The organism is Neptunomonas qingdaonensis, from assembly GCF_900113275.1.
Classification (GTDB): domain Bacteria; phylum Pseudomonadota; class Gammaproteobacteria; order Pseudomonadales; family Balneatricaceae; genus Neptunomonas; species Neptunomonas qingdaonensis.
Genome location: NZ_FOOU01000008.1, coordinates 65,894 through 91,130, shown reverse-complemented (window position 1 = coordinate 91,130; position 25,237 = coordinate 65,894). Strand labels below are relative to the sequence as shown.

Annotated in this window: 22 protein-coding genes and 1 pseudogene; 9 read left to right on the top strand and 14 right to left on the bottom strand. The window is 46.9% G+C overall.

Annotated elements, in window-relative coordinates; all coding sequences use genetic code 11:
* Window positions 1-138 precede the first annotated feature (138 nt).
* The 3 genes from BM099_RS12580 (at window position 139) to rpsA (ending at window position 4,924) form a co-directional block, all read left to right on the top strand.
* Window positions 139-2,259, top strand: a complete 2,121-nt coding sequence (locus BM099_RS12580) for a carboxy terminal-processing peptidase (protein WP_232349018.1) — start codon at window positions 139-141, stop codon at window positions 2,257-2,259.
* A gap of 17 nt (window positions 2,260-2,276) precedes the next feature.
* The gene (locus BM099_RS12575; RefSeq protein WP_090728474.1) at window positions 2,277-3,062 is read left to right on the top strand and encodes a hypothetical protein; all 786 of its coding nucleotides are present in this window, start codon (window positions 2,277-2,279) and stop codon (window positions 3,060-3,062) included.
* A gap of 179 nt (window positions 3,063-3,241) precedes the next feature.
* The gene (gene rpsA, locus BM099_RS12570) at window positions 3,242-4,924 is read left to right on the top strand and encodes a 30S ribosomal protein S1 (RefSeq protein WP_090728473.1); all 1,683 of its coding nucleotides are present in this window, start codon (window positions 3,242-3,244) and stop codon (window positions 4,922-4,924) included.
* Between the two features lie 138 nt (window positions 4,925-5,062).
* On the opposite strand, the gene BM099_RS12565 is transcribed toward rpsA, so the two are convergent.
* The 13 genes and pseudogenes from BM099_RS12565 to BM099_RS12505 form a co-directional block, all read right to left on the bottom strand.
* On the bottom strand, window positions 5,063-5,506 hold the full coding sequence (locus BM099_RS12565) for a YcgN family cysteine cluster protein (RefSeq protein WP_090728472.1): 444 nt from the start codon (window positions 5,504-5,506) through the stop codon (window positions 5,063-5,065).
* The gene (locus tag BM099_RS12560) at window positions 5,506-5,793 is read right to left on the bottom strand and encodes a YcgL domain-containing protein (protein WP_090728471.1); all 288 of its coding nucleotides are present in this window, start codon (window positions 5,791-5,793) and stop codon (window positions 5,506-5,508) included. The genes BM099_RS12565 and BM099_RS12560 overlap by 1 nt, the downstream gene beginning before the upstream one ends.
* Before the next feature lie 6 nt (window positions 5,794-5,799).
* Entirely contained in the window at window positions 5,800-6,978 is a 1,179-nt protein-coding gene (gene rnd, locus BM099_RS12555) for a ribonuclease D (protein ID WP_090728470.1), read from the bottom strand.
* A 9-nt stretch (window positions 6,979-6,987) separates the two neighbouring features.
* A complete protein-coding gene (gene recR / locus BM099_RS12550; RefSeq protein ID WP_090728469.1) occupies window positions 6,988-7,584 on the bottom strand; it encodes a recombination mediator RecR in 597 nt (198 codons plus the stop codon).
* Window positions 7,585-7,587: 3 nt separating this feature from the next.
* Window positions 7,588-7,914: a YbaB/EbfC family nucleoid-associated protein gene (locus BM099_RS12545; RefSeq protein WP_090728468.1), complete on the bottom strand. Its 327-nt coding sequence runs from the start codon at window positions 7,912-7,914 to the stop codon at window positions 7,588-7,590.
* 14 nt (window positions 7,915-7,928) lie between these two features.
* Window positions 7,929-10,004, bottom strand: a complete 2,076-nt coding sequence (gene dnaX / locus BM099_RS12540) for a DNA polymerase III subunit gamma/tau (RefSeq protein ID WP_090728467.1) — start codon at window positions 10,002-10,004, stop codon at window positions 7,929-7,931.
* Between the two features lie 306 nt (window positions 10,005-10,310).
* A pseudogene (locus BM099_RS20695) lies at window positions 10,311-10,591 on the bottom strand (transposase); the annotation flags it as partial.
* Between the two features lie 155 nt (window positions 10,592-10,746).
* Complete coding sequence (gene fusA, locus BM099_RS12530; protein ID WP_090728466.1) at window positions 10,747-12,831, bottom strand: elongation factor G; 2,085 nt, start codon at window positions 12,829-12,831, stop codon at window positions 10,747-10,749.
* 271 nt (window positions 12,832-13,102) lie between these two features.
* On the bottom strand, window positions 13,103-13,516 hold the full coding sequence (locus tag BM099_RS12525) for a c-type cytochrome (RefSeq protein WP_090728465.1): 414 nt from the start codon (window positions 13,514-13,516) through the stop codon (window positions 13,103-13,105).
* 57 nt (window positions 13,517-13,573) lie between these two features.
* Window positions 13,574-14,149: a c-type cytochrome gene (locus tag BM099_RS12520; protein ID WP_232349017.1), complete on the bottom strand. Its 576-nt coding sequence runs from the start codon at window positions 14,147-14,149 to the stop codon at window positions 13,574-13,576.
* A 149-nt stretch (window positions 14,150-14,298) separates the two neighbouring features.
* The gene (locus BM099_RS20450) at window positions 14,299-14,610 is read right to left on the bottom strand and encodes a hypothetical protein (protein WP_177201172.1); all 312 of its coding nucleotides are present in this window, start codon (window positions 14,608-14,610) and stop codon (window positions 14,299-14,301) included.
* Window positions 14,611-14,663: 53 nt separating this feature from the next.
* Complete coding sequence (locus BM099_RS12510) at window positions 14,664-15,473, bottom strand: copper resistance protein B (protein WP_090728464.1); 810 nt, start codon at window positions 15,471-15,473, stop codon at window positions 14,664-14,666.
* Window positions 15,470-17,308, bottom strand: coding sequence for a copper resistance system multicopper oxidase (locus BM099_RS12505; RefSeq protein ID WP_425319910.1), 1,839 nt, complete (start codon window positions 17,306-17,308; stop codon window positions 15,470-15,472). The genes BM099_RS12510 and BM099_RS12505 overlap by 4 nt, the downstream gene beginning before the upstream one ends.
* Before the next feature lie 153 nt (window positions 17,309-17,461).
* Here BM099_RS12505 and BM099_RS12500 point away from each other — a divergent pair, with 153 nt between their 5' ends.
* Genes BM099_RS12500 through BM099_RS12490 form a run of 3 tightly spaced genes read left to right on the top strand, consistent with a single transcriptional unit; the run spans window position 17,462 to window position 19,209 of the window.
* Entirely contained in the window at window positions 17,462-18,154 is a 693-nt protein-coding gene (locus BM099_RS12500; RefSeq protein WP_090728462.1) for a heavy metal response regulator transcription factor, read from the top strand.
* Complete coding sequence (locus BM099_RS20690) at window positions 18,135-18,386, top strand: hypothetical protein (RefSeq protein ID WP_090728461.1); 252 nt, start codon at window positions 18,135-18,137, stop codon at window positions 18,384-18,386. Before BM099_RS12500 ends, BM099_RS20690 begins: the two co-directional genes overlap by 20 nt.
* The gene (locus BM099_RS12490) at window positions 18,367-19,209 is read left to right on the top strand and encodes an ATP-binding protein (protein ID WP_090728460.1); all 843 of its coding nucleotides are present in this window, start codon (window positions 18,367-18,369) and stop codon (window positions 19,207-19,209) included. The genes BM099_RS20690 and BM099_RS12490 overlap by 20 nt, the downstream gene beginning before the upstream one ends.
* A gap of 67 nt (window positions 19,210-19,276) precedes the next feature.
* Here the strand turns inward: BM099_RS12490 and BM099_RS12485 are convergent, their stop codons facing one another.
* On the bottom strand, window positions 19,277-20,281 hold the full coding sequence (locus tag BM099_RS12485) for a TRAP transporter substrate-binding protein (protein WP_232349016.1): 1,005 nt from the start codon (window positions 20,279-20,281) through the stop codon (window positions 19,277-19,279).
* 308 nt (window positions 20,282-20,589) lie between these two features.
* On the opposite strand from BM099_RS12485, the gene BM099_RS12480 reads away from it, so the two are divergent.
* From BM099_RS12480 to BM099_RS12470, 3 genes are all read left to right on the top strand, one after another.
* On the top strand, window positions 20,590-22,533 hold the full coding sequence (locus BM099_RS12480) for an ATP-binding protein (protein ID WP_090728459.1): 1,944 nt from the start codon (window positions 20,590-20,592) through the stop codon (window positions 22,531-22,533).
* A 103-nt stretch (window positions 22,534-22,636) separates the two neighbouring features.
* Window positions 22,637-24,004: a sigma-54-dependent transcriptional regulator gene (locus BM099_RS12475; RefSeq protein WP_090728458.1), complete on the top strand. Its 1,368-nt coding sequence runs from the start codon at window positions 22,637-22,639 to the stop codon at window positions 24,002-24,004.
* Window positions 24,005-24,252: 248 nt separating this feature from the next.
* Complete coding sequence (locus BM099_RS12470; RefSeq protein ID WP_090728457.1) at window positions 24,253-25,233, top strand: TRAP transporter substrate-binding protein; 981 nt, start codon at window positions 24,253-24,255, stop codon at window positions 25,231-25,233.
* Window positions 25,234-25,237 lie beyond the last annotated feature (4 nt).

The window sequence follows — 25,237 nt, the reverse complement described above, 5'->3', positions numbered from 1 at the left end:
CCGGAGCGCATAATTAAAGAGTTGAATTAAAGCATTGATTTTACATTAGACAGGCCGATAGCTACACTCAGAATAAATGATTAAGGGAACAATAGATTACTATTCCTGTCATAACTCTCATCGATATAAGAATATAGAATGGATAATATGTTGAAAGGTTTACGCACCCCCCTTCGCAACTCATTGGGCAACGCCCTTCGCAGTTCGCTTGCTGTATGCTTGCTGGTACCTGCTATTGCAATAGCATCAGTCGATATTACTCCATTACAACCTGAAACGGTCCATCAGCAAACTATCAAGGATATTATCGGTTCCCTTAATGCTGGCCATTATAACAAGATTAATGTTGATGACTCACTTTCCAGCGATATACTCGACAAGTATCTTGAGGAACTTGATCCATCCAAAAGTTACTTTTACAAATCAGACATCGCGGAGTTTGATGCCTACCGCTACGAACTGGATGACGCTATTCTCAACGGCAACCTGGACGCTGCCTTCGCTATTTTTAACCGCCAGCAACAACGCATTATTGAGCGACTCAACTGGACGCTCGATCGCCTGAATAGCGAGCAAACTTTCAACTTTTCTCTGGATGAAACGCTTAATACAGATCGAGAAAAAGATGATTGGATCGGCTCACAAAGCGAAATGGATGATCTATGGCGCAAACGGATCAAAAGCGCCATTTTAAATCTTACTTTGGCTGACAAATCTGAGCAGGAAGCGCGGAAAACCCTGATCAAGCGCTACACAAGCCAGTTGAATCGTCTTTCGCAAAATAAAAGCGAAGATGTATTTCAGCGCTTCGCCAATGTTTTCACTAAACATTTTGACCCGCACACTTCTTACTTTTCACCTCGCAACTCAGAAAACTTCAAAATCAACATGAGCCTTTCACTTGAAGGGATCGGAGCCGTGCTACAAAGTGAGAATGAGTTCACTAAAATCGTCCGCTTAGTCCCCGCAGGTCCTGCTGACAAAACAGGGCAGCTTAAGCCCGCCGATCTGATTGTCGGCGTAGGCCAGGGAGAGACAGGCGAAATTGAAGATGTTGTTGGCTGGCGCCTTGATGATGTTGTTGATCTTATTCGAGGCCCTAAAGACTCGGTCGTTCGGCTTGAAATCATTCCTTCAGACAGTGAGGATAAAGCAGGCCGCAAAACAATTTCAATTAAGCGTAATACCGTAGAACTGGAAGAACAAGCGGCACAAAAACGTATCCTGAATGTTAAGCATAACGATAAAGACTATAAATTGGGCGTCATCGACATCCCGGCCTTTTATATCGACTTTGCCGCCTTACAACGCGGTGATAAAAACTATAAAAGCACAACACGTGATGTAGAAAAACTGATTAGCGAGCTACAAACCGAAAAAATCGACGGTCTGATTATCGATCTGAGAAATAATGGCGGCGGCTCACTGCGTGAAGCCAATGAGCTGGTAGGCCTCTTTATTGATCGCGGCCCGACCGTACAGATCAGAGATCCGAATGGACGTGTAGATATACTTGGAGATTTTAATCCTAAGATTGCCTACAACGGCCCCATGGCGGTCGTCGTAAACCGTTTAAGTGCTTCCGCATCAGAAATTTTTGCCGGCGCTATCCAGGACTACCAACGCGGCATCATTGTCGGCAACCAGACTTTTGGCAAAGGTACGGTACAAACACTGCAATCACTGGATCATGGCCAAATAAAACTCACTCACGCCAAGTTTTACCGTATTTCAGGCGAAAGCACACAACACAAAGGCGTCATTCCTGATATCACCTTTCCGGAGACTTTTGACACCAGCGAAATCGGTGAAAGCGCACTGGATGGAGCCCTCCCCTGGGATCAGGTAAAAGAAGCACGACACGGCATCTTTAAAGGGATCGATTCTTTTAAACCTGAGCTGGAAAAGCGTCATAACCTACGTACCGACAACCAGCCTGATTTCAATTTTTTACGCGCCCAGATCAGCCGCCAAACGGAAGTTAGGGGTGACACTACCTTCCCGCTGAATGAAACCAAATTGCTGGCCAAGCGTGATCTTGCCGATAAATGGCAGGTCGATGCCGAAAACAAGCGCCGTCTCGCCAAAGGACAGGCACCGATTGCTAAAATCACCGACCTTGATGATCTTTTAGAGAAAGATGAGAAGGGCCGACCCATTTCTCCTGAATCAGAAGCTATACTGGAAGAAAGTGCTCATATCCTATTGGATATGGTTGACCTGACAAAGCAACTATTGACCACTTATAACCCAAAATAAATAGCGGCTGACGATACATGTTACCAATGGCTCGTAACAACAAGCTCATCTTATTCGCCATGATAATACCGCTGATTCTCACTGGCCTGGGAATCGGTGGTTATATTCTCTATCAGCGTATTGATTCCCAGCAGGCAAAAAACAGCAAAGAACTGGAACGCTTTGGTTACGAGATGGTCGGCAGTTCCCGCAGTACAGAAACAGCCGACGATTTAGGCGTAAGTCAGCTATCGTCCACCTTTGATCAGGACAAACTAACGCCGACGCAAAAAATCATATACGGCCTTAACCGTGATAAAGATGGCTTACTCGCTGAAAACAAAACCTTACAAACGCAGATACAAGAACTGCAAGCACAGGTCACAGAACTAACTAAGTACAAACAACTCAACGAACATTTCGCCCCCCAACAACTCAAAGATGAACTCCGATCAGTAGAACACCAATTAAAAGCCTACCTGATCCGTAGTGCCGATGCAGAACGGTTCAGCACGATACAAATAGAAATCATGTCGGCCGCAGGCGCTGCCGAATATAAAGCGTTCATCACGCGTAACCGACTCATGCTATCTGAAGACAAAAAACAGAACCTCATCAGCAATTACTTACCCGCTTACGCCTTTTGTGTTGGCGATGGCGTAGAAATTGCCGCTAATTCGCGTAGCGAAGAGCGCAAACTGGCCAACTTTTTCCGCACCGAAGACACCGGCTCTCTGACAGAAGCACTTTTTCAGGATTTATCATCCGTTTTAACACCCTGCCAGCTCTCTATACGCGAAAAACTGGATAACGATAAAGTATAAAACCGAATACCCTCTACCTAGACAGCTTCGCATACTGTATAATACGCGCTCTAATTTCTCTAATGTGTGACGGCTAGCCAGCAATACAATTGCACATTAAATAATCTGACCCTGTAAGCTGGCATTACAGGTTACGTGCCGGATTTTTTCTATCCCCGGCCAATTAATAGGACACTTTCATGAGCGAAAGCTTTGCAGAACTGTTTGAAGAATCCCTTCTAAATGTAGACATGAAACCAGGTACGCTTGTTATCGGTGAAGTTATCGATATCGACAGCGACTGGGTTACTGTTAACGCTGGTCTTAAATCTGAAGCGGTTATTCCTCGCGTACAGTTCTTAAACGACGCTAACGAGCTGGAAATTAAAATCGGCGATAGCGTTAAAGTTTCTCTGGAAGCAGTAGAAGATGGTTTTGGTGAAACAAAACTTTCTCGCGAAAAAGCTAAGCGCGCTGAAGCTTGGGAAGTACTTGAAGCTAAATTTGAAGCTGAAGAAACTGTTACTGGTGTTATCAACGGTAAGGTTAAAGGCGGATTCACTGTTAGCATCAACAACATCCAGGGCTTCCTGCCTGGTTCACTGGTAGATGTTCGCCCTGTTCGCGATGTTGATCATCTTGAAGGCAAAGAACTAGAATTCAAACTGATCAAACTGGACCAGAAGCGCAACAACGTTGTTGTTTCTCGCCGTGCCGTTCTTCAAGAAGCCAATAGCGCTCAGCGTGATGAAATCCTGGCTGCTCTGGAAGAAGGACAGGTTGCTAAAGGTTTCGTTAAGAACCTGACCAACTACGGTGCGTTCATTGATCTGGGTGGTGTTGACGGTCTTCTGCATATCACAGATATGGCTTGGAAGCGTATTTCTCACCCAAGCGAAATGCTCAACCCAGGTGACGAGATCTCTGTTAAGATCATTAAATTCGACAAAGAAACAGGTCGTATTTCTCTAGGTCTGAAACAGCTGTCTGAAGATCCGTGGGAAGCTATCAAAAACCGTTACCCTGCTGGAACTAAGTGCAACGCACGTATCACTAACCTGACAGATTACGGCTGCTTCGCTTCTATCGAAGATGGCGTAGAAGGTCTGGTTCACGTTTCTGAAATGTCTTGGACTAACAAAAACATCCACCCATCTAAAGTTGTTCAGATTGGTGAAGCTGTTGAAGTTATGATTCTGGATGTTGATGAAGAGCGTCGTCGTATTTCTCTGGGTATCAAACAGTGCACAGTTAACCCATGGGTTGCTTTCGCTGAGCAGTACGCTACCAATGATAAAGTATCTGGTCAGATCAAAACGATCACTGACTTCGGTATCTTTGTTGGCCTGGAAAACGACCTTGACGGTCTGGTTCACATGTCCGACATCAGCTGGGAAGGCGATGCTGAAGCAGCGCTGCGTCAGTTCAAGAAAGGCGACGAAGTTGAAGCCGTTATCCTGTCTATTGATGCAGAGAAAGAGCGTATCTCTCTGGGCATCAAGCAACTAGACAGCGATCCATTTGCTGAGTACGCAGCAGCAAATGACAAAAACACCATCGTTAAAGGCACCGTTAAATCGGTAGATGCTAAAGGCGCTGTTGTTGAATTGGCTGAAGGCATCGAAGGTACATTGAAAGTTTCTGAAATCAGCGCAGACCGTGTTGATGATGCAACGACCGTACTGAAAGTGGGTGACGAAGTTGAAGCGAAGATCATCAACATTGATCGTCGTAGCCGCGCAATCGTTCTGTCTGTGAAAGCTAAAGACCAGGCTGACGAAAAAGCTGCTATCGCTGCTGTTCGCACACAAGAAGTTGAAACGGCTGGTCCTACCACTATCGGTGATTTGATCAAGGCGCAAATGGCTAACAAAAACAACTAATCAGTTGTTTTAAAGCTACAAAAAAGGAGCACTCAGTGCTCCTTTTTTTATACCCTATTTCTACTCTTTTACTCTCTCGTTAACCCCTTTTTATATCTACCTCAGCATCAGTTGCTTTATCAGAAAAGCAGATGTCGCTTAATCTTCCAACAATACATAATCGATAAACTGATCTTCACTGATTTCGTTATCTTTTACTTCATAAATATGCAGCACCGAAGCACCGGCATCAATCACCGAATTCTCTTTACCCGAAATCAAAGGATGCCATTCTGGCAGCTCTTTCCCTTCATGAATCAACCGATAAGCGCAGGTCGGCGGTAACCAGTGAAAGCTCTCAACGTCTTCAGGACGCAACTTCACACAGCTTGGAACTAACTGACTGCGTTTTTCATACTGAGTACAGCGGCAGTTATCGAAATCCAGTAAATTGCAAACAACCGTCGTATAGAAAACCTCTTCAGTATCTTCATCTTCAATTTTATGCAAACAGCAGAGCGCGCAACCATCACATAATGACTCCCACTCAGGAGCCGTCATTTCAGTTAACGACTTGGTTCGCCAAAATACTTCCTGTGCCACTAGCGGACACCTGTTTCTGGACGGTTAGGGTACAGATCCAGCATATAGTCTTCTTTTGGCGGCGGCATCTGCAGATAAAAGCCTTTCTCTTTAATCCCTTGCAGCATTTTTTCGACATCAACACGCGCCAGCTTACGTCCCGGCCTGATCGGCATGTCCATTAAATGCGAAGGTTTTCCAAACATTTCAACCAACGCATCAGGTACACGTTTTAACAAATCTTTTTTATCAACATAAAGATACATTTCATCTTTACGCGGGCTTTTATAAATTGAACAAATTATCATGCGCTACTAACCATTTTTATCAAACTGTTTAAGCTGAGCCAATAAAGGCAAGCCAATAATTTCACGACGCCAGCCATTCAGCTCATCCGGCAACTGATACTCTTGCCCATCTAACCCCGAACGAATCAATGCCTCAAGATCTTTCTTACGCAACAAGATCTCTTGCGCTATGCCTAAACGTCCGGCTACGTCTCGTGCGATCGCCTTGAGCTTTTTAAGGCGTTTATTCCAAAAAACAGGCAACGGACGATTAATCGGAATTATCTCTTCATTATCTCCTCGACTATAGGCATTTTCAAGAATGGCAAGAATCGCTTCACCCTCCTCCCGCACTACTTTATGGCGCATTTCATCCGTCCGGGCCAGCTCAACGCTGTTCCGCGGCCAATTGTTGATAATAGAGAGTATCGTCTGATTGCGCAGCACCCAATTGCGTGGCGTATCTCTCAAACGACATTGCTGCTCCCGCCACATGGTGATATCCCGTAGCGCCGCCAGCTTAAAACCGCTCACAGCCGACATCTGACTAAAGCGCCGGTAATACTCACGCCCATCAGGATCGGTATCCAGCGCGGTTTGCAATGCCACCTCTGACTCTTCAACAAACCAGGAAAGCCGATCACGTGACTCCAGCTCTGTTTTTTGCATCAGACAGATAGCCGGTAAATAGGCGACATCCAGCGCAGCATACACCTCTTGCTCAGGGCTCAACGGGCGCTTAAGCCAGTCGGATGTTGTCTCGCCTTTACCTATCTGAATATCCAGCGCATGCTCAAGCAAACGCTGCAACCCCATGGTAAAGCCCCAGCCAATAAAAGCGGCCGCCAGTTGAGTATCGAAGATCGGGCTGGGCAAGACGCCCAGTGTGTGATTAAAAAGCTCTAAATCTTCACTGCCGGCATGAATAATTTTTAACACATCAGGATTTGAAAAAACCTGACTCAGCGGCGAAAGATCATCAATCGACAAGGGATCAATCAAATAACAGTATTGATCATCTGCTATTTGAATCAGCCCCGGTATAGGGTAAAAAGTATCGATGCGCTGAAATTCGGTATCCAACGCAATCATCGGCAATGTCTGCCAACGGGCGCAATATTCAACCAGCAATGCGTTGCTTGTAATATGGATCGGCTGCTGGGCCGACGCCTCTAAAACAGCCCAGTCATAGCTATCATCTTTCATTCATTAGCCTCAAAATAGCCGCCGCCCGGCCAATGCATGCGCCAAGGTGCCACCATCAACATATTCCAGCTCACCACCAACCGGCACACCATGAGCAATACGCGTCACCTTAATTGAAGAACCTTTCAATTGCTCAGCAATATAATGAGCGGTCGCATCCCCTTCCACTGTCGGATTTGTCGCGACGATAACCTCTTTAATTTCCCCCTGATTGACCCGTTCAATTAGCTGACGGATACCAATATCATCAGGCCCGATCCCATCGATAGGAGATAAATGGCCACCCAGCACAAAATAAACACCGGCAAAGCTGTTGGTATGCTCAATAGCCAGCACATCCATAGGCGACTCAAGCACACACAAGGAACTGCGGTCACGGCTTTTCGATGCACACAACTCACAAATGTCTGATTCACTGAGTGTTCTGCACTGCTGACACTCAGAAACCTGCTCTGCAGCCAAACGAAGCGCGGAAGACAACTCCAGCGCCGCATGACGATCTCTCTCAAGCAGGTGAAATGCCATGCGTTGCGCTGTTTTTGGTCCAACGCCGGGCAAACAACGCAACGCACTAACCAACTGCTGTATTAAAGGGCTGAATGACATCGTTTAAAATGGCATATTAAAACCCGGTGGCATACCCATGCCGCCGGTGACTTTAGCCATTTTTTCCTGAGACTGCGTTTCAACTTTACGCACAGCATCATTCACCGCTGCAGCGATCAGATCTTCAAGAACATCTTTATCTTCTTCCAGCAAACTAGGATCAATCACGACACGCTTAACATCGTGACGACCATTCATGATAATTTTTACCAGACCCGCACCAGATTCGCCATTTACTTCCAAGTTAGCGACTTCTGCTTGTGCTTTCTGCAGTTCTTCCTGCATCTTTTGCGCCTGCTTCATCAGGTTGCCCATGCCACCCTTCATCATACTCTTTACCTCACCTATAACGGGTCAATTGGAACAATGGAATCACGATCTATCGTGCCATCAAAATGCGAAACTAACATCTGTACAATGCTGTCACTTTCAAATGCCGAAACAGCCACCACCAAACGTTCTGCTTTTAACCGCGCAAAACATTGGCCTGGGGTTTCCCGCGTTTGAACAGCGTTAATGAATTCTACCTCAATTGAGGTTTTAAAATAATCACAGAGTACATCCTGAATACGCTGCTTCTGCACGTCATCCAGTACGGCCGCCTGCTCTCTTCGATAATGGAACACCATTTTATGCTCAGACACTGACTCAAGCGATAAGTTACTTGCAATATTAGCCGTCATCCCCGTCAGGCCAATCTGGCCTAATAGAATAATCCAATCCTCTTCGCGGCAATCTGCCAGTACGGTAGGTGCCTGTGCCATAGGTGCTTGTGCCGTAGGTGCTTCAGATTCTATGTCAGCTTGTGTTTTTACATCAGCGCCTGAGATGACTTCAGAATGCTGATCAGTCCGGGCGTCGCTCTTCAGCTCTGGTCTCAGCTCAGGCTTAACTTGTGCCCTAACGTCTGCCTGTACCTCTGCCTGTAGTTCTGCACTTACACCTGGCTTCACTTCCGGTTGCGTTGCAGTCTTTTCGACTGCTACTTGCTCAACTGCTACTTGTTCGGTTTGTGCTTTTTCAACCAGCGCCTCAGCGGCTAAGCTTTCAGAAGGCTCGGCCGGTGGGAGTCGTGGCTTTTTTGCCGGGCTTTCCTCTTCGTCGGCATCATCCGCAGGAATATCATTCTCATCATACGGAGGCGGCTCTAAATCTGAAGCTGGTACAGAATCGGGGGCGGCTAGCGGCTCTGGTGCTGGTGCAGGTACTACTGGAGCCGGAGCCGGAGCCGGAGCCGGAGCCGGAGAGAGGGTTTGCTCTGCGGGTTTAGCTTGTCCAGCATCCGATGCCGAAGCAGCAACCTCGTGCTGCAATTGAACCGGCCTTGGCGCACTATCAGCCGGTCGAAATGCCAGCATACGCAACAACACCATTTCCAAACCTTCACGAGCATCCGGCACATAGGGCAGATCTTTACGCCCCATCAGCGCGATCTGGTAGAACAGCTGCACATCTTCCGCGGTCAGTTGGCGCGCCAGCGCAGTCACCTGCTCCTGATCCCCCATACTGTTATCAATCGCATCCGGGATCGCCTGCGCCACCGCAACACGGTGCAACAAGCTGATGAGGTCACCGAGCACGTTCATATAATCCGGTGAGAACAGCGCCAACTCGGCTACTACCGCCAGTAAATTACGCGGATTATGCGCCGTTAACTCATCCAGTAACCGGTAAACCAAGCGCTGATCAATCGCACCCAACATCGATCGAACGTCCGCCTCGAGTACCGTGCCGCTACCAAAAGCAATCGATTGATCGGTCAGACTCAAGGCATCACGCATCGAGCCATCAGCAGAACGCGCTAATAACCATAATGCAGGATCTTCAAAACCAACTTTTTCCTCAGCCAGTACAAACTGAAGATGCTCAACAATGCGCTCGGGAATCAGGTTCTTAAGATTAAATTGCAAACAGCGCGACAAAATAGTCACGGGTAACTTTTGAGGATCTGTCGTCGCCAACAGGAACTTAACATGTGCCGGCGGCTCTTCCAGCGTTTTCAACAAGGCGTTGAAAGAGTGGCTGGAGAGCATGTGTACTTCATCTATCAGGTAAACTTTAAAGCGACCATGTGTCGGTGCGTACTGCACATTCTCGAGTAGCTCTCGGGTATCTTCAACCTTGGTTCGTGACGCCGCATCCACTTCGATCAGATCAATAAAGCGCCCTTCTGCAATCTCCCGGCAGGCACTGCACTGGCCGCACGGTTCAGAAGAAACACCGACTTCACAGTTCAGGGATTTAGCAAATAAACGTGCGATTGATGTTTTACCTACTCCACGCGTACCGGTGAAAAGATAAGCATGATGCAGACGATCCTGATCGAGCGCATTAACCAACGCTTTGAGGACATGCTCCTGCCCAACCATCTCAGCAAAGCGCTTAGGACGCCACTTACGTGCAAGAACCTGATAACTCATAAATAGAAGACGCCATCACCAAAAAACAAACGCTTATGCTACCGGTTACGGGCTGATATGGCTACCAGTTAAAGCGCATGAGCACTGTCATTTGCATGTAAAAACGCGCTCTTAAATGCTGCTACTAAATGACTTTAATCTACAGCAGATGCGACCCCTTCGACCCAAACAGGAAATATTTTCTCAAGGTTCTTTATTTTCCTATCAGTTTTATTTTCGAATAAGTTTTTCAAGGACTTTATGCAGTAACAAGGCCATAGCGCCAAGATCAGAATCAGTAAAAGTAATTAGATTTTTTTGGTATGTGACGCCAGCTTCAGTCAGCCAGTTGCTGACTTCAGAAAAGACCTTTCCGGCCAAGCCATGACGCTCCAGAAGATGACAAAATTTAGAATAGTAGAGTGGCCAGGAATCGGTTATCCAGTGACAGACCTGCAAATAGACGCATGGAAGCAATTTCGTAAAGCGCATCCTCCATGGCGGGATCGCTCATGTAGCGACTCCATACGCCCCAGAAAGATCTCTTTACGGGTTTAGCGACGCTCAGAACAGTATTCTCTGCCTGAGAAAATTTGCTGGTGATCCATCGGACTTAGCCAACTGTGACGCTGCTGATAACGTCTAAACATCTTGGAAGCCCTGAACAAGTGGCCAAACAATTCATCCAAAACAGAAAAGCCAGACAAACAAAAACCCCGGTGATTTGCATCACCGGGGTTTCAAAACAAGACTTAAGAAATAATTACTTGTTAGCTTTACGCTCTTTCTCTTCAGCAATAACCTTCTCAGCAACTGAGTTAGGACATGCAGCGTAGTGTGAGAACTCCATAGAGAACTGACCACGACCAGAGGTCATAGTACGCAGAGATCCGATATAACCGAACATCTCAGACAGAGGCACGTCTGCTTTAATACGAACGCCTGAACCTGCAGCTTCCTGACCTGAGATCATGCCACGACGACGGTTAAGGTCACCGATAACATCACCAACATGATCTTCAGGGGTGAACACGTCAACCTTCATGATCGGCTCCAGCAATTGTGGACCCGCTTTAGGCATGGACTGACGGAAAGCACCTTTCGCAGCGATTTCAAACGCAACCGCAGAGGAGTCAACCGCGTGATAACCACCATCGTAAAGTTCAATTTCAACATCAAGTACAGGGAAGCCCGCCAGTGGACCTGTATTCATCATACCCTTGAAACCCTTCTCGATAGCCGGGAAGAACTCCTTAGGTACGTTACCACCCACAACTGAAGAGACGAACGTAAAGCCGCTGTTCTGCTCGCCAGGCTTAATACGGTAGTCGATCTTACCGAACTGACCAGAACCACCAGACTGCTTCTTATGAGTGTAAGAGTCTTCCAGAGGTATAGTGATAGTTTCACGGTAAGCAACCTGTGGCTGGCCTACGATCAGCTCAACGCCGTAAGTACGCTTCAGGATGTCTACTTTAATATCCAGATGAAGCTCACCCATTCCTTTCAGGATGGTTTCGCCGGAATCTTCGTCAGTCTCAACGATGAAAGTAGGATCTTCTGCAACCATCTTACCGATCGCAATCCCCATCTTCTCAGCTCCACCTTTATCCTTAGGTGTAACTGCAATCGAGATTACTGGTTCAGGGAACACCATGGCTTCAAGCGTACATTCGTGCTTAGGATCACAAAGTGTGTGACCTGTTTGTACATTTTTCATACCTACGATGGCAAGAATGTCACCGGCTTGAGCAGAATCCAGTTCTTTACGCTCATCGGCTTCCATTTCACACATACGACCAACACGCTCAGTTTTACCTGTAAACGAGTTAAGGATGGTGTCGCCTTTCTTCAACTTACCAGAGTAAACACGAATAAAGGTCAGAGCGCCGAAACGGTCCTCCATGATTTTAAATGCCAGTGCACGGAAAGGCTCATCAACGGAAACAGTTGCAACTTTACCTGTTGGCTCGCCGAATTCATCGGTCAGATCTTGTGGGATAACATCTGTTGGGCTTGGCAGATAATCTACAACCGCATCAAGAATAAGCTGGATGCCTTTGTTCTTGAATGCAGAGCCACAGTATGTTGGGAAGAATTTAAGATCACGAGTACCCTCACGGATACAACGCTTGATATCTTCCATAGAAGGTTCTTCACCGTCCATGTAAGCCATCATCAGATCGTCATCCAGCTCTACAGCAGTTTCGATCAACTGCTCACGGTACATTTCAACATCTTCTATCATGTCTGCTGGGATTTCTTTGATCTCGTAGTTCTCAGGAAGACCAGTGTCATCCCAGACGAAAGCTTGGCGAGTCAGCAGGTCAACAACACCTACGAAGTCTTCTTCACGACCAATAGGAAGAACCATGATGAGTGGCTTAGCAGCCAGTACGTTCTCAACCTGATCTACAACGCGGTGGAAGTCAGCGCCCATACGGTCTAGCTTGTTTACGAAGATGATACGGGAAACGCCCGACTCATCGGCATAACGCCAGTTAGTTTCTGACTGAGGCTCAACACCACCAGAACCACAGAACACACCAATACCACCATCCAGTACTTTCAAAGAACGATAAACTTCTACAGTGAAGTCAACGTGCCCTGGAGTATCGATGATGTTCATGCGGTGATCTTTCCAGAAAGTGGTGATCGCCGCTGACTGGATAGTAATTCCCCGCTCAGCTTCCTGCTCCATGAAGTCAGTAGTAGATTCACCATCGTGAACCTCACCTGTCTTATGGATTTTACCTGTCAGCTTCAGGATACGTTCGGTAGTGGTGGTTTTTCCCGCGTCTACGTGGGCAAAAATACCGATGTTACGGTAGTGTGATAAGTCAGACATTTCTTCACTCGAATAGTAGGAGGCATAAAATGGGCATTATAATACAGGATTTCGAACGTAATTGTGGAGGCTTTCCGTAGAAGAAAAGCCCTTTTTTTATATAAAAGGTTACATTCTCGCCAAAAAATCGCTGACTCAACACCTTGCAGGCTTCCAACGTGCTGTTTTTATATCAATTCTATCAGCAGGCCAGGCACCGACCTTTCTCCTGACGGGTAAATTCCAGCAAAACTGACACACTACTCTCTTTAGTAAATGCTCTTAATCCGGATTACATTTTGTGCTTTTTCTGAACAATACCATTTTGCTGCTGTACTTCACGCACAAACTTCACAATGACTGCCATATCTGAAAAACCAACCCCTTCTTGAGCGGGCATATTTCCATAGGGCCAATGATGTTGTTGTACGCCGTTGCGCACAGCGGAATAAAAAGACTGATTAGAATGATGCCCGGGATTATAAAGGGCATGAATCAACGGAGGTCCCTGAAGAGATCCTTCTCCATTATTACCATGGCATGCGGCACACGTATTATTAAAAGCCAACTGCCCCTTTTGCGCCGCAGCCGTCAAAGTCCCCACCTTAACATTCACATGGCCATTAAAATGCTCTGCCAACGCAAAGGAACTATTCAACAGAAAGCCCACTATAAATATCCCGGTTACCCATTGTCTCTTGTACATTATTGTTAACCTTCTTTCGTGCCTGATGAGAGCAACTAAAGTGAGTGACTGGCTATGTTAATGATGTCCGGGATCATTTTCTCCACGTGCGGTCAGTATCTGATATTGAGCCGCCGTCAGTTCAGGCAAACGCTTGAGAAAAGCCACCATGTTCCAGATACGCACATCATCATGCCCCGGGCCCCACGCAGGCATTCCGGAAGCCTTAATACCATGTTTAATAATCCAGAAATTTCGCTGATCGGCTGCTTTTTCATCAGCCGCAGTCAGTGTAATATCTGCTAAATTTGGCGGTACCGGATACAACCCTAAGGTAAAATCACTTTCCTTTTGATCCGGTTTAAGATGACAGCCAGCACACATATCATTGTAGTCGGCACCGCCTTTGAGTAAGCGCTCGACCGAATTCAGATCCGACGGCACCTCAATATCCTTAGAGGCGCTAGCGATTGAATTCTCACGTAATGTCTTTAACGCCCAGGTGGTGATATCAGAGTGAGGATCATCGGCACCCATGGGGTATAAACCCGAATAGATAAACGCCACGCCTCCTAACACGATAACTCCTATCGTTGCTCCCGCCACTGCCATCAGCCGCTTGAAACACCCTCCCTTTTTTTTAAAAGCTGTCATCGGATAATCTCCCGTCAGTAGCTACCCCTGCCGCTCTCTCGGCAAGGGCAACCTCAAGTAACCATTTATAAAAAGCTATGTTAAGAAGCTTTATTAAGTAGCTATTTTTTTATTGATTACTGTTTTCATTTGTTTACTGCTTGTATTTATTACTTAGCGGGAGCCTGCATATGCTCACCCGCCTTATCAGCACCTGTCATCGGTTCGCCATGACTATTGCCATGTCCATGAGGTGCGCTCTCTGCTTCTGCTGAGCCGTGTATGCTACTCATGCACTGCTGCATCATCGCCATGACAACAGGATCATTCATATCCATTTTGCTATGATCCATGCTGTTCATCGCGGCACAGTCTGGATTCTCTGCCTTTTCCATATGCTCTTTCTCGCTATGCGCTTGTACAGAAAACGCCAGCATGAGTGCAGGTACAGCAATCAATACGCCAAGTTGTTTGTTCTTCATGATTAACTCCTGAATATCTTAAAAATATATTATTTTTACGTTTATAAAGCCTGTTATAACCAAAACCTCATACCTACGACATAACGTGTATCACGAATAGATTCATCAGCGGCCCTGGCAATATCCGCCGTTTTGCCCAGCTTACTTGTCCACTCGACACCCACATAAGGTGCGAACTGACGTGTGATTTCGTAGCGTAACCTTAATCCAAGCGAGGCATCCGACAACCCCTCACCTAATCTGTTTTCGACATCATTCTTCCCATATAAACTCAGTTCAGCGCTCGGGTGCAAAACCAACCGCTGGCTAAGCAATAACTCATATTCGGCTGCAAGTGAAATAGCCGTACGGCCACTTTCACCCAGATAAGCAGTCATTTCTAACTCAAACCAGTATGGCGCTAATCCCTGAAATCCAACAGAAATCCACTGCCGGTCAGTGCCTGCATCATAGTGGTCAAGTCGTACGCCCCATTGCGTATCGAAAAAAGTACTGTAAGCGTGGCTCCAGACAACACCTGTCTGGCTTTCTTGCAGACGCCCGTTAGCGACATCACCGTCAAATTTGATAACCAGACGCTCATACGTGGAACCGTACCAGCCTTGTATCTCAAATACACCATTCTCACTGTCAGCATCGTATTCGACACGATTACCCTGAATTGCCCAGAATTTATGCTCGTCAGCTAACTTTAGCAGACGTGGTCCTGCTAAGGCATACGGCCCCTCTTCCAACGTATATCCATTTGAGTAGGCATGAGGGTCGCGAATCTCAGCTTGAGCTAGCAAAGGACTGCTAATCATTGCAAACATAGCTAAGATAGTCAGCGGCTTTAACGCGTCAACATCACTCAAGCGTTTCATGACACCACCACTTCGCGGAACATCCCCGCATCCATATGAAAAAGAAGATGGCAATGCCAGGCCCAGCGCCCAACATCATGCGGTGTTGTTAAAAAACTAACCCGTTGGGCGGATTGCACAGAGATAGTATGACGACGGACTAGCAAATCGCCCTCGGCAGACTCCACATCACTCCACATACCATGTAAGTGCATGGGATGAGTCATCATAGTGTCATTTTGTAAAATAACCCGCAGCCGCTCGCCTTGCCGCATCGAAACCGGTGTGCTCTTACCAAACTCAAGCCCATCAATTGACCAGCTATAACGCTCCATATTGCCGGTCAGATGCAGCTCTATCTCCCGCGTCGGTGCACGATCATCATCCAGTACACCATTAATTGAACGTAAATCAGCCTGTGTTAATACACGCCGGCCATTATTACGCAGCCCGATACCCGGGTCATCCAAATTAGTACGTGGCGTATCAACACGCATATCGACAGACGGACCGTATTCCGTGCTTGCATGGCGAACCGTTTGTGAAGGCTTCGCCAGAGGGTTCGTCTCCATGCTATGTCCCATTGAGCTATGATCCATACCTTCCATGGCACTGTGATCCATGCCCTTCATGGCACTGTGGTCTATACCTTTCATAGAGCTGTGGTCCATTGCGCCCATCATGTCACTCATAGCAAGCCATTCAACGGGATCAAGTTCTGGCACAGGGGCAGCAAGCCCCGGACGAACAGACAAGGTACCGCGAGCATAACCCGATCGGTCCATGCTTTGTGCAAAAATGCTGTATGCATCACCTTCAGGTTCAACAACAACGTCGTACGTTTCACCGGGGCCAAAGCGGAACTCATCGACGCTGACCGGTTTCACGTTCTGACCATCGGCCTGCACAACACTCAGGCTCAAACCCGGGATTCTAACATCGTAAAAAGTATTACTGGAGCCATTGATAAAGCGCAGTCGTACACGCTCACCCTGATTAAATAATCCATTCCAGTTGCCCGCGGGTGTCATACCATTCATAAGATACGTAAAGGTGGCGGCAGATACATCGGCTAAATCAGTAGGACTCATCCGCATCTGATTCCACATCTGGCGTTTTTCAAAAGCACCTTTCATTCCAATGGTTGACGCATCTTGTAAAAAGTCACCCACTACCGGTTGATTGAAGTTATAAAAATCACTTTGCACTTTCAACCTGGAGAACACAGACATAGGATCTTCATCGGTCCAGTCTGATAGTTGTATCACATGATCCTGATCTGCCTGAATCGACTCACCTTCGCGCGGCTCAACAATGAGTGCGCCGTACATTCCGGTCATCTCCTGAAAACCACTATGCGAGTGGTACCAGTATGTACCGCTTTGTTTTAACGTAAAGCGGTACTCAAAGGTCTCTCCCGACGCTATACCGCGAAAACTTATACCTGGTACACCATCCATTTCGTAAGGAAGGATAATTCCATGCCAATGAATGGAGGTAGCAACGGAGAGACGGTTACTCACACGAATAGTCACCTCATTACCTTCACGCAAACGCAGAGTCGGAGCAGGAATAGATCCATTGATAGTGGTTGCCATGCGCCTAACACCGGTAAAATTCACAGGTGTTTCAGCAATAACCAACGTGATTAGCTGGCCGCTCAGTACCGGTGCTGAGCCCAGGCGAGTATCGTTTGTGTTAGCAGAAAGCAGCCTCGGCATTGCCGATAAGACACCACCCGCTGCCAGACCTTTTACAAAAAGCCGTCGTGACAAACGAGTGTGAGGAATTAACGCAGATTCGTCTTGCTTCATATGTACTGATGCTCCAATGCAATCATCTATCTTGGTAGTCATGCGCTTACTCTAGACCGCTCCCGCTGACACCAGCATGACCAAAAGATGACAAAGTTGTAATCTGTGGGTCATCTGGCGGTGAACTTCCGTGCACTAAACTTACCCTAAACTTGAGATAAACTGCCCTTCAGTATTTAAAGCAGGAGATAAGCTGTGCGACTTCTTGTGGTCGAAGACGAAGTAAAAACCGGTGATTATGTGCGCCAAGGGCTGACAGAAGCGGGGTTTATGATCACATTGGCGCGTAATGGTCTGGATGGCTACCATCTGGCAATGACAGAGCAATTCGAGTTAATCGTTCTCGACGTGATGCTGCCTGATGTCGACGGATGGCGAATCCTCAGGTCATTTCGCGAAGCCGGACACCAAACACCGGTATTATTTCTCACTGCCCGGGACAGTGTTGATGATCGCGTCAAAGGGCTGGAGCTAGGCGCTGATGATTACCTCGTTAAACCCTTTGCCTTTGCCGAACTGCTGGCCAGAATTCGCACCTTACTACGCCGGGGATCTGGCTCCAATTTAGCAAGTCAACTGACCATAGCCGACCTGATACTCGATTTACCCCGGCGTCGCGCCACTCGTTCGGGTAAAAAAATAGCACTCAGCCAGAAAGAGTTTTCACTACTCGAATTGCTGGTACGCCGCCAGAGTGAAGTACTTCCACGTACCTTAATTGCATCCCAAGTATGGGATATGAACTTTGACAGCGATACTAATGTGATCGATGTGGCCATTAGAAGATTACGAGCAAAGGTCGATGACAATTTTGAACCCAAACTTATCCACACCGTTCGTGGTATGGGTTACAAACTGGATTGGGAAGATGATGATGCTTGCGGGTAAAGTCCGCCCTATCTCACTCACACTGCGTGTGTTGCTTTTTGTCAGCCTCGCCATAGGATTCAGTCTGTTCCTCACCGCCTCTCTGGTCATATCGTCAGTCAATCAGCACTTTATGCAGCAGGATGCTGCTGAACTGCAGGTGATTACTCAATCGATAGAAAACGTTCTGATGCAGTCAAACCAGACTCTTAAGTCAAGTGCAGTTCAGTCGAATGCAGTTCAATATTTCTGAAAACGGTGCCTCTTTTCGTGTAACGGCTGCAGTAGACATGGGTTTTCATCTGCAGTTTCTCAACGAGTTTCGTCAGAGTTTATGGTTCATCATGCTGGGCACAGGCGTAGCAACGCTCCTCATTACCTGGCTGGGCATTCGACAAGGCCACCTGCCGCTTCGAGGCCAGAGCAACCGCTTGCATGAAATTGAAACCAATCACCTCCATTTGCGTATCGACACCGCCACTGTTCCTATTGAGTTAGTGGAGCTCGCCCAATCTTTCAATCATATGATCGGTCGTCTGGAGGAAGGCTTTGAGCGCCTCTCGCACTTCTCATCCGATATTGCCCACGAATTACGTACACCGTTAACCAACCTGATCACTCAATCGCAAGTGACGCTTAACAAAAGCAGAGAGCCCGAAATTTATAGAGAACTGATCTATTCAAACTTAGAGGAGCTTGAGCGTTTAACAAAAATGGTCGGCGACATGCTGTGGCTCGCTAAATGCGATAATGACCTGATCAAACCGGTGATGCAGCCATTAGATTTAACAGAAAAGGTTGTCGTTCAACTCGAAACACCGACTGACAACATGGCGAGTATTTCAATTGCTAACCCTGGTATGAATATTCCAGCGGAACATCTATCCAAGCTATTTGATCGGTTTTATCGGGTCGATCCTTCCCGCCAACAACAAAGTGAAGGAACAGGACTGGGACTGGCGATCACTAAATCCATTATTGAATCCCATGGAGGTAGCATTTCTGTTCACTCTGATAACGAGGCCGTCACTTTCTCTGCCTTATTGTCACTTCAAAAGAAAGCGACAACTCTGTAACGCCGGAGCAATATGCATCCGCCGCAAGCCACGAGTGAACGAAACGAGGCCGACAAAAAAGCGTGATTTACTTAGCTGGTACCTCAGCTCTTAAATGAAGAATGGTACCTACCGTTCGATTCCAGTTAGCGGCGCATTCAGGCCCGCAACGCTTTGCCCAACGTGGCAAGATCACATCTGCAGCCACCTTGTCGCGCTTGATAAGGTCAGCCTCAGAAGGCTCGACTAAAACCATATTGCCTGTTTCGCCCAGCGAACAAGGCCCAGCAGACAAACAAGCGAGAGCAATGGCATCTTCAGTAGCGGTTTCCTGCCACATATTGTCGGTTAACGTTGAAATTTCTTTCTGCAGGAGTGTCTGTTGAGACTCACTCAACAGGTTCCATTTATTGATATTTATTGCACCAAATGCCAGTCCCCAGCCAACCCGAAGAGTAAATCCATAAGGCGTTAACTTATACAACTTTGCGGTATACGCTGACATGGTCCCGGTGATAACACAGTCAACCCTGTCTTTTTCCAGAGCGTCGGGCACATCGTGATAGGCGACGCTTACCGGAATAGCACCCACCCCTTCGACAAAATCGCCAAGCGTTGTTAAAAATACCCGGATCCGCTTTCCTTTCAGATCTTCAATACTGTTCACTGGATTCTTGCACCAGATCATCTGACTGGGGAATGGATACAGCATCATCAGTTTAGCATTGTATTTTTCTGAAAAGGCACGCTCCAAAGTTGGGAAATATGCAGCGGCAACTTTTCTCTGCACACCAATATGCTGCACCAGAGATGACAAATCCGCCCCTTCAAAAATTTCGCTTTCCTGCATGGCATATGCAGGTAGCCCAAAGGCAAAATCAAATACACCATTCTTAAGCAGGTGCATAATTTCAAAACCGCGCAGGCCCAGCTCATCTTGTGGTTTTATCTCCCCAACTATCTCTCCAGCCGTGACATCTGCAATATGCTGATTCCAGAAGGGACCTTCATGTTTTGGATAATTGCTGAAATATCCCCAAGTCCCTACCGCCTTGATAATGATAGTATCGTTCGCTATCAAAAGGCCGCTCATAGCCGACATCAGCAGAACAAGAAAAAGTGAAGCTGAGTAATTCTTTAACGTTTTAATAACCACCGGCTATCAAAGCCCCTGAGTAGTGAGTTAATTGAATATCCAGAGTAGCTTGTATTATAGCACTTGACTATAACCGCTTAAGCAAGCAGGTTATGGCAACATAGATGCGACAGATAAAGCTGTCGCGTCTGATACAGCCCCCCTTAGCTAATGACTTAATGACTGTGTTCCTCTATGGCTGCTTAATTTCAAATTAATCTCTGAAGTGACTATTATGTCAAATAGGTTTTTCAAGGCATATTTTTATGAAAAGTAGTTATAGGTTGGGAATTCGCGGCCGTTTTTTCCTGGCGTTTGGCGCATTGAGTGCCTTCATCATACTCGCCAGCATTGTCAACTGGGTGTCGTATAACCGCCTTGGCAATGAATTGAACAGTGTGGTGGAGGGTAATATCCGCACGCTGAGTTCGATAGCTGATTTAAAAGAGCTAGGCACTAAAATAACCCTGATATCACCGAGCTTATTGGCGGCGAAAGATGAACAAAGTCGTCTGGAAATTCGCCAAGAGCTAAACCTTTACATAACCAGCATGGCTGATTTACTGTCGAGCATTTCTGCGGTTACTCAAGACAATAAGGCTCAAAGAGTCCTCCTGGGGCAGACTGAAATGTTAAAAACAACACTGGCTGAACTTGATAGCAATGTATCAAAAAAGCAGGATATTCAGCAGAAAAAAATATCTGAAAACCAGCATCTCAGGTGGGTAGCATCGAGTTTTTTGAGCGATATAAATACACTAACAGAGAGTGTGCAGCTCACTCTGTTTAATCGCTTCAACCAGGATTTTCCTGATTCCTGGATGCCCATCGACAACTTCAACAAACAGACGATTAGCGAAATAAATGCTGATTTACAAAGAGTCTATCGTATCAAGGCTGATGTGAATCTTCTGATCAATCTAGTAGACCGGGCACAGCACTTACCCGACCTGAATTCACTTATCGCCACGCAAATTCATTCTGATGAAATCATCCAGCGTATCCAAAATGACCTTGAGGCGGTGGATAATTTGCGTGGTGTACAACCCTTAAAAGAAACCGTGGTGAATATTATTTTTCTGTCGCGGGGACAAAACAATATGTTTACCCTACGTAGTAAGGAACGCGCGATTCTGGAGTCAGGCCAGATGTTACTCACTCAGGTTCAAGAAGAGCTTGGCCAGTTAAACCAACTGATTGCAATACAGACAGAAAAAACCGAAAAAGCGGCCCAAAGCTCGGTTTACAATGCTCGCGAGACCATCAAAACAGGACGGACCTGGATGCTGTTAATGGTCACCGCCAGTCTGTTATTTTCTATTTTGATTGTCTGGCTATATGTTGGCCGCAATATGGTGGCAAGAATTACCAGCCTGGATGCCAGCATGCGCTCAATTGCAAATGGCAACCTGGAAGAGCAAGTACAGGTAAAAGGCAATGATGAAATTGGCGCAATGGCACGTTCTCTGGTCAGCTTTCAGAATCAGCTTTCCACGTTTCAGGAAGAGCTGGTACAAGCCGGTAAACTGGCAGCACTCGGTCAGTTATCAGCGGGCATTGCCCATGAAATTAATCAACCGCTGTCGGCCATCGGGCATTATTCACATAATGGTCTGCGGTTACTTCACGCTGGACGCCTGCAGGAAACTGAGAAAAATTTAAACCAGATATCCAATCTAACCAAACGCGCCACCACGATTATTACGCGCCTTAAATCTTTAGCACGCAAGCAGCAAGACAATCTGGTTGTCGTCGATCTGCAGCGCGTGGTTGATAACGTCCTGATCATGCTTGAAGGTGATGAGGTCAGGAAACTAACCCGCATAGAAGTGCTTTTCCCCATGCAGAATAATCTGGTTTATGCAGACCCTGTGCAACTCGAGCAGGTTGTCCTCAACCTGGTTACCAATGCGCTGGATGCCATTGCGGATCAACCAACAAAACTGATCCGCATTGAATGCCTGCATAACAACGACCGGTTAGAAATTCATGTACGGGACAATGGACCAGGGGTTAGTAAAGAGCTACGCGAGAATATTTTTGAGCCGTTTTTTACGACAAAACGACGCGGCCAGAGTCTGGGGCTCGGCTTGTCTATTTCTTTCAATATAATTAATAATTTTGCTGGCAAGCTGACAGTAGATGACGACTCAGGCAGCGGCGCGTCATTTTGTATCCAGTTACCCGAATACCGGAGAAGCAAACCATGAGCTCAGCCATACATGATGGCCAGATAATCGTCATAGATTATGAATCAGACAGCGGCGCATCATTCTGTATCCTGCTACTAGCCGAATACCGGAGAAATAAGTCATGAGCTCAGCCGTACATGATGGCCAGATAATCGTCATCGATGATGAAGAAATAGTGCGCGAATCAATGATGCAGACGCTCCAGTTGGAAGGCTATGACGCCATCGCTTTTGAAAATCCGCTTGCCGCTATAGCTGAGTGCTCCAAAAGCTGGCGGGGGGTGATTATCTGTGACGTGCGCATGCATGGCATGGATGGTCTTGAAGTCTTGCAGCAAGTACTTGACATAGATCCTGAGATTCCGGTCATCATGTTTAGTGGTCATTCCGACATAGCCATTGCAATTCAGGCAATCAGAATGGGTGCTTACGACTTTCTGGAAAAAACAGATGATCCGCAACACCATCTCAACACGGTGCAGCGAGCCTGGAAAAAGCGCCAGTTGGTACTGGAAAATCGCGCTTTACGGCAGGTGATTCAAGGACAGCACGAAATTGATAATCGCTTGGTTGGCCAGACAGCATCCATGCTGCGCCTTCGACAAACCGTTTTACAGCTAGCCCAGGTCGATGTAGACCTAATCATCAATGGTGCTACAGGTACCGGTAAGGAAGTTGTTGCCCAGTGCCTGCATGATTTCAGTCCCCGAGCGAAAAAAGCCTTTGTCGCGCTTAATTGTGGAGCACTGACTGAATCACTCATAGAAAGCGAGTTATTTGGCCATGAAGCTGGCGCATTTACCGGCGCACAAAAAAAACGAATAGGTAAGATAGAGTACGCCAGCGGTGGCACCTTGTTTCTGGATGAAATAGAAAGCATGCCGGCTTCTCTTCAGGTACGGCTGCTCCGGGTATTGCAGGAGCGGACTCTGCAACGCCTCGGTGGTAATGCGGATATCGATGTCGATATCCGGGTTATTGCTGCTTCTAAAATTGACCTTCGCGATGCCGCTGATCAAGGAACATTTAGAGAAGACCTATACTACCGCCTCAATGTTGCGCGTATTGATATCCCTAGTCTTGATCAACGCAAGGCTGATATACCTGTTTTGTTCAGCTATTTTGCAGAACAAGCTAACCAGCGTTTCGCTCGTGAGAGTCAAGCGGTGCCTGCACCCTTATTGCGGCAGTTAAGCATGCAGTCCTGGCCTGGCAATGTCCGGGAATTACGTAATGCTGCAGAACGTTGGGTGCTGGGGTTACCTTCTGCGCATGAAAGCAGCGTTGATACCGACTTTAATCAGGCAACGAAAGAGGGCAATCTGGACGAACTGCTTGCCAGCTATGAGGAGGGGGTTATTTTAGCCGCGCTAAAGGCTAACAAGGGTCATGTGGAATTGACTGCCCAGGCACTTGATATCCCCCGCAAAAAACTCTACCTGCGCATGAAAAAGTATGGATTGGACCGCAGCGACTTTACAGCCGACTGATTTTACAGCCAAAAGACTTGAGCGATGAGCGATTTGAGAGCGGCGTGAGTTAAAACTGACTCACAATGCCGCTTTTTTTTGTGTCAAAACTGACCCACAAGAGATGGTTAGACTAATACAAAACTTCTCAAACATCTGTTTTTAAACAATATTATTTACATCTCAAAGTATGGTACGGGGCTTGCTTTATACAAGGGTAGCAAATGCCATTGGTATCGCTAACAAACCTTTGATTTGGAGAAATAATAATGAAATTTGTACCCAATCGAGCCGCAATCCTGATTGCATCCTTACTGACGCTCGGAACTGCGGGCAGCGCTTTCGCAGAAACGCAATGGCATATGCCAACGCCGTATGGCGATGCTAATCTTCCGACTCAGATCGCCAACCAGTTTGCCGAAGAGGTCAAAAGCAACACCGCTGGTGAGTTAGTTATCGTTGTCCATTCCGGTGCTTCGCTGATCAAGCATCCTGAAATCCCACGCGCAGTCAAAACCGGTCAGGTTCAGCTGGGAGAGGTCTTTATCGGTATTATGGGTAATACCCACCCGGTCTTCAAACACGATAACATCCCCTTCTTGGCAACAACCTACGATAGCGCCGAGAAACTCTGGAGTGCAGCCAAACCAGAAGTCGAAAAGCAGCTTAAAAAAGAAGGTATGATGCTGTTGTACACCGTTGCATGGCCTGCCCAGAGTCTTTACACCAAAGTACCTGTTAACACACTGGCAGATATCTCAGGGTTAAAGATGCGAGCCTACAGCCCATCAACTTCCCGCTTGGCTGATTTGATGAATACCTCACCAACAACAGTGCAAGTGCCAGAGATCCCACAAGCGTTCAGTACCGGTATTATCGATGCGATGGTCACTTCGCCTTCCACGGGCGTAAACGGTCAGGCATGGGATTATCTGAGTCATTACACAGATATCCGTGCCTGGATCCCAAAGAATGTGGTTGTCGTCAACAACCGCTCATTCAAGCGCCTGGATAAAAAGACCCAACAGGTCATTCTTGATGCTGCCGCGAATGCCGAAGCCAAAGGTTGGGCTGGTGTTAGAACTAAAGCACAGGAAGATACGCAGACCTTAGCCGATAAAGGCATTATCGTGTCTGAACCATCCGAAGAGCTGATTGCTGAGCTGAATAAAATCGGCGCTACCATGATCGAAGAGTGGAAAGCTGAAGCCCCTGAAGTTGAAGCTATTCTTAAAACCTTCAATCAGTAATCAA

Coding starts and splice junctions, on each gene's coding strand:
- BM099_RS12580 (WP_232349018.1), top strand. CDS start 139: ATGGATAATATGTTGAAAGGTTTACGCACCCCCCTTCGCAACTCATTG.
- BM099_RS12575 (WP_090728474.1), top strand. CDS start 2,277: ATGTTACCAATGGCTCGTAACAACAAGCTCATCTTATTCGCCATGATA.
- rpsA (WP_090728473.1), top strand. CDS start 3,242: ATGAGCGAAAGCTTTGCAGAACTGTTTGAAGAATCCCTTCTAAATGTA.
- BM099_RS12560 (WP_090728471.1), bottom strand. CDS start 5,793: ATGATAATTTGTTCAATTTATAAAAGCCCGCGTAAAGATGAAATGTAT.
- rnd (WP_090728470.1), bottom strand. CDS start 6,978: ATGAAAGATGATAGCTATGACTGGGCTGTTTTAGAGGCGTCGGCCCAG.
- recR (WP_090728469.1), bottom strand. CDS start 7,584: ATGTCATTCAGCCCTTTAATACAGCAGTTGGTTAGTGCGTTGCGTTGT.
- BM099_RS12545 (WP_090728468.1), bottom strand. CDS start 7,914: ATGATGAAGGGTGGCATGGGCAACCTGATGAAGCAGGCGCAAAAGATG.
- dnaX (WP_090728467.1), bottom strand. CDS start 10,004: ATGAGTTATCAGGTTCTTGCACGTAAGTGGCGTCCTAAGCGCTTTGCT.
- fusA (WP_090728466.1), bottom strand. CDS start 12,831: ATGTCTGACTTATCACACTACCGTAACATCGGTATTTTTGCCCACGTA.
- BM099_RS12525 (WP_090728465.1), bottom strand. CDS start 13,516: ATGTACAAGAGACAATGGGTAACCGGGATATTTATAGTGGGCTTTCTG.
- BM099_RS12520 (WP_232349017.1), bottom strand. CDS start 14,149: ATGACAGCTTTTAAAAAAAAGGGAGGGTGTTTCAAGCGGCTGATGGCA.
- BM099_RS20450 (WP_177201172.1), bottom strand. CDS start 14,610: ATGAAGAACAAACAACTTGGCGTATTGATTGCTGTACCTGCACTCATG.
- BM099_RS12510 (WP_090728464.1), bottom strand. CDS start 15,473: ATGAAACGCTTGAGTGATGTTGACGCGTTAAAGCCGCTGACTATCTTA.
- BM099_RS12505 (WP_425319910.1), bottom strand. CDS start 17,308: ATGACTACCAAGATAGATGATTGCATTGGAGCATCAGTACATATGAAG.
- BM099_RS20690 (WP_090728461.1), top strand. CDS start 18,135: ATGATGATGCTTGCGGGTAAAGTCCGCCCTATCTCACTCACACTGCGT.
- BM099_RS12490 (WP_090728460.1), top strand. CDS start 18,367: ATGCAGTTCAATATTTCTGAAAACGGTGCCTCTTTTCGTGTAACGGCT.
- BM099_RS12485 (WP_232349016.1), bottom strand. CDS start 20,281: ATGAGCGGCCTTTTGATAGCGAACGATACTATCATTATCAAGGCGGTA.
- BM099_RS12480 (WP_090728459.1), top strand. CDS start 20,590: ATGAAAAGTAGTTATAGGTTGGGAATTCGCGGCCGTTTTTTCCTGGCG.
- BM099_RS12475 (WP_090728458.1), top strand. CDS start 22,637: ATGAGCTCAGCCGTACATGATGGCCAGATAATCGTCATCGATGATGAA.
- BM099_RS12470 (WP_090728457.1), top strand. CDS start 24,253: ATGAAATTTGTACCCAATCGAGCCGCAATCCTGATTGCATCCTTACTG.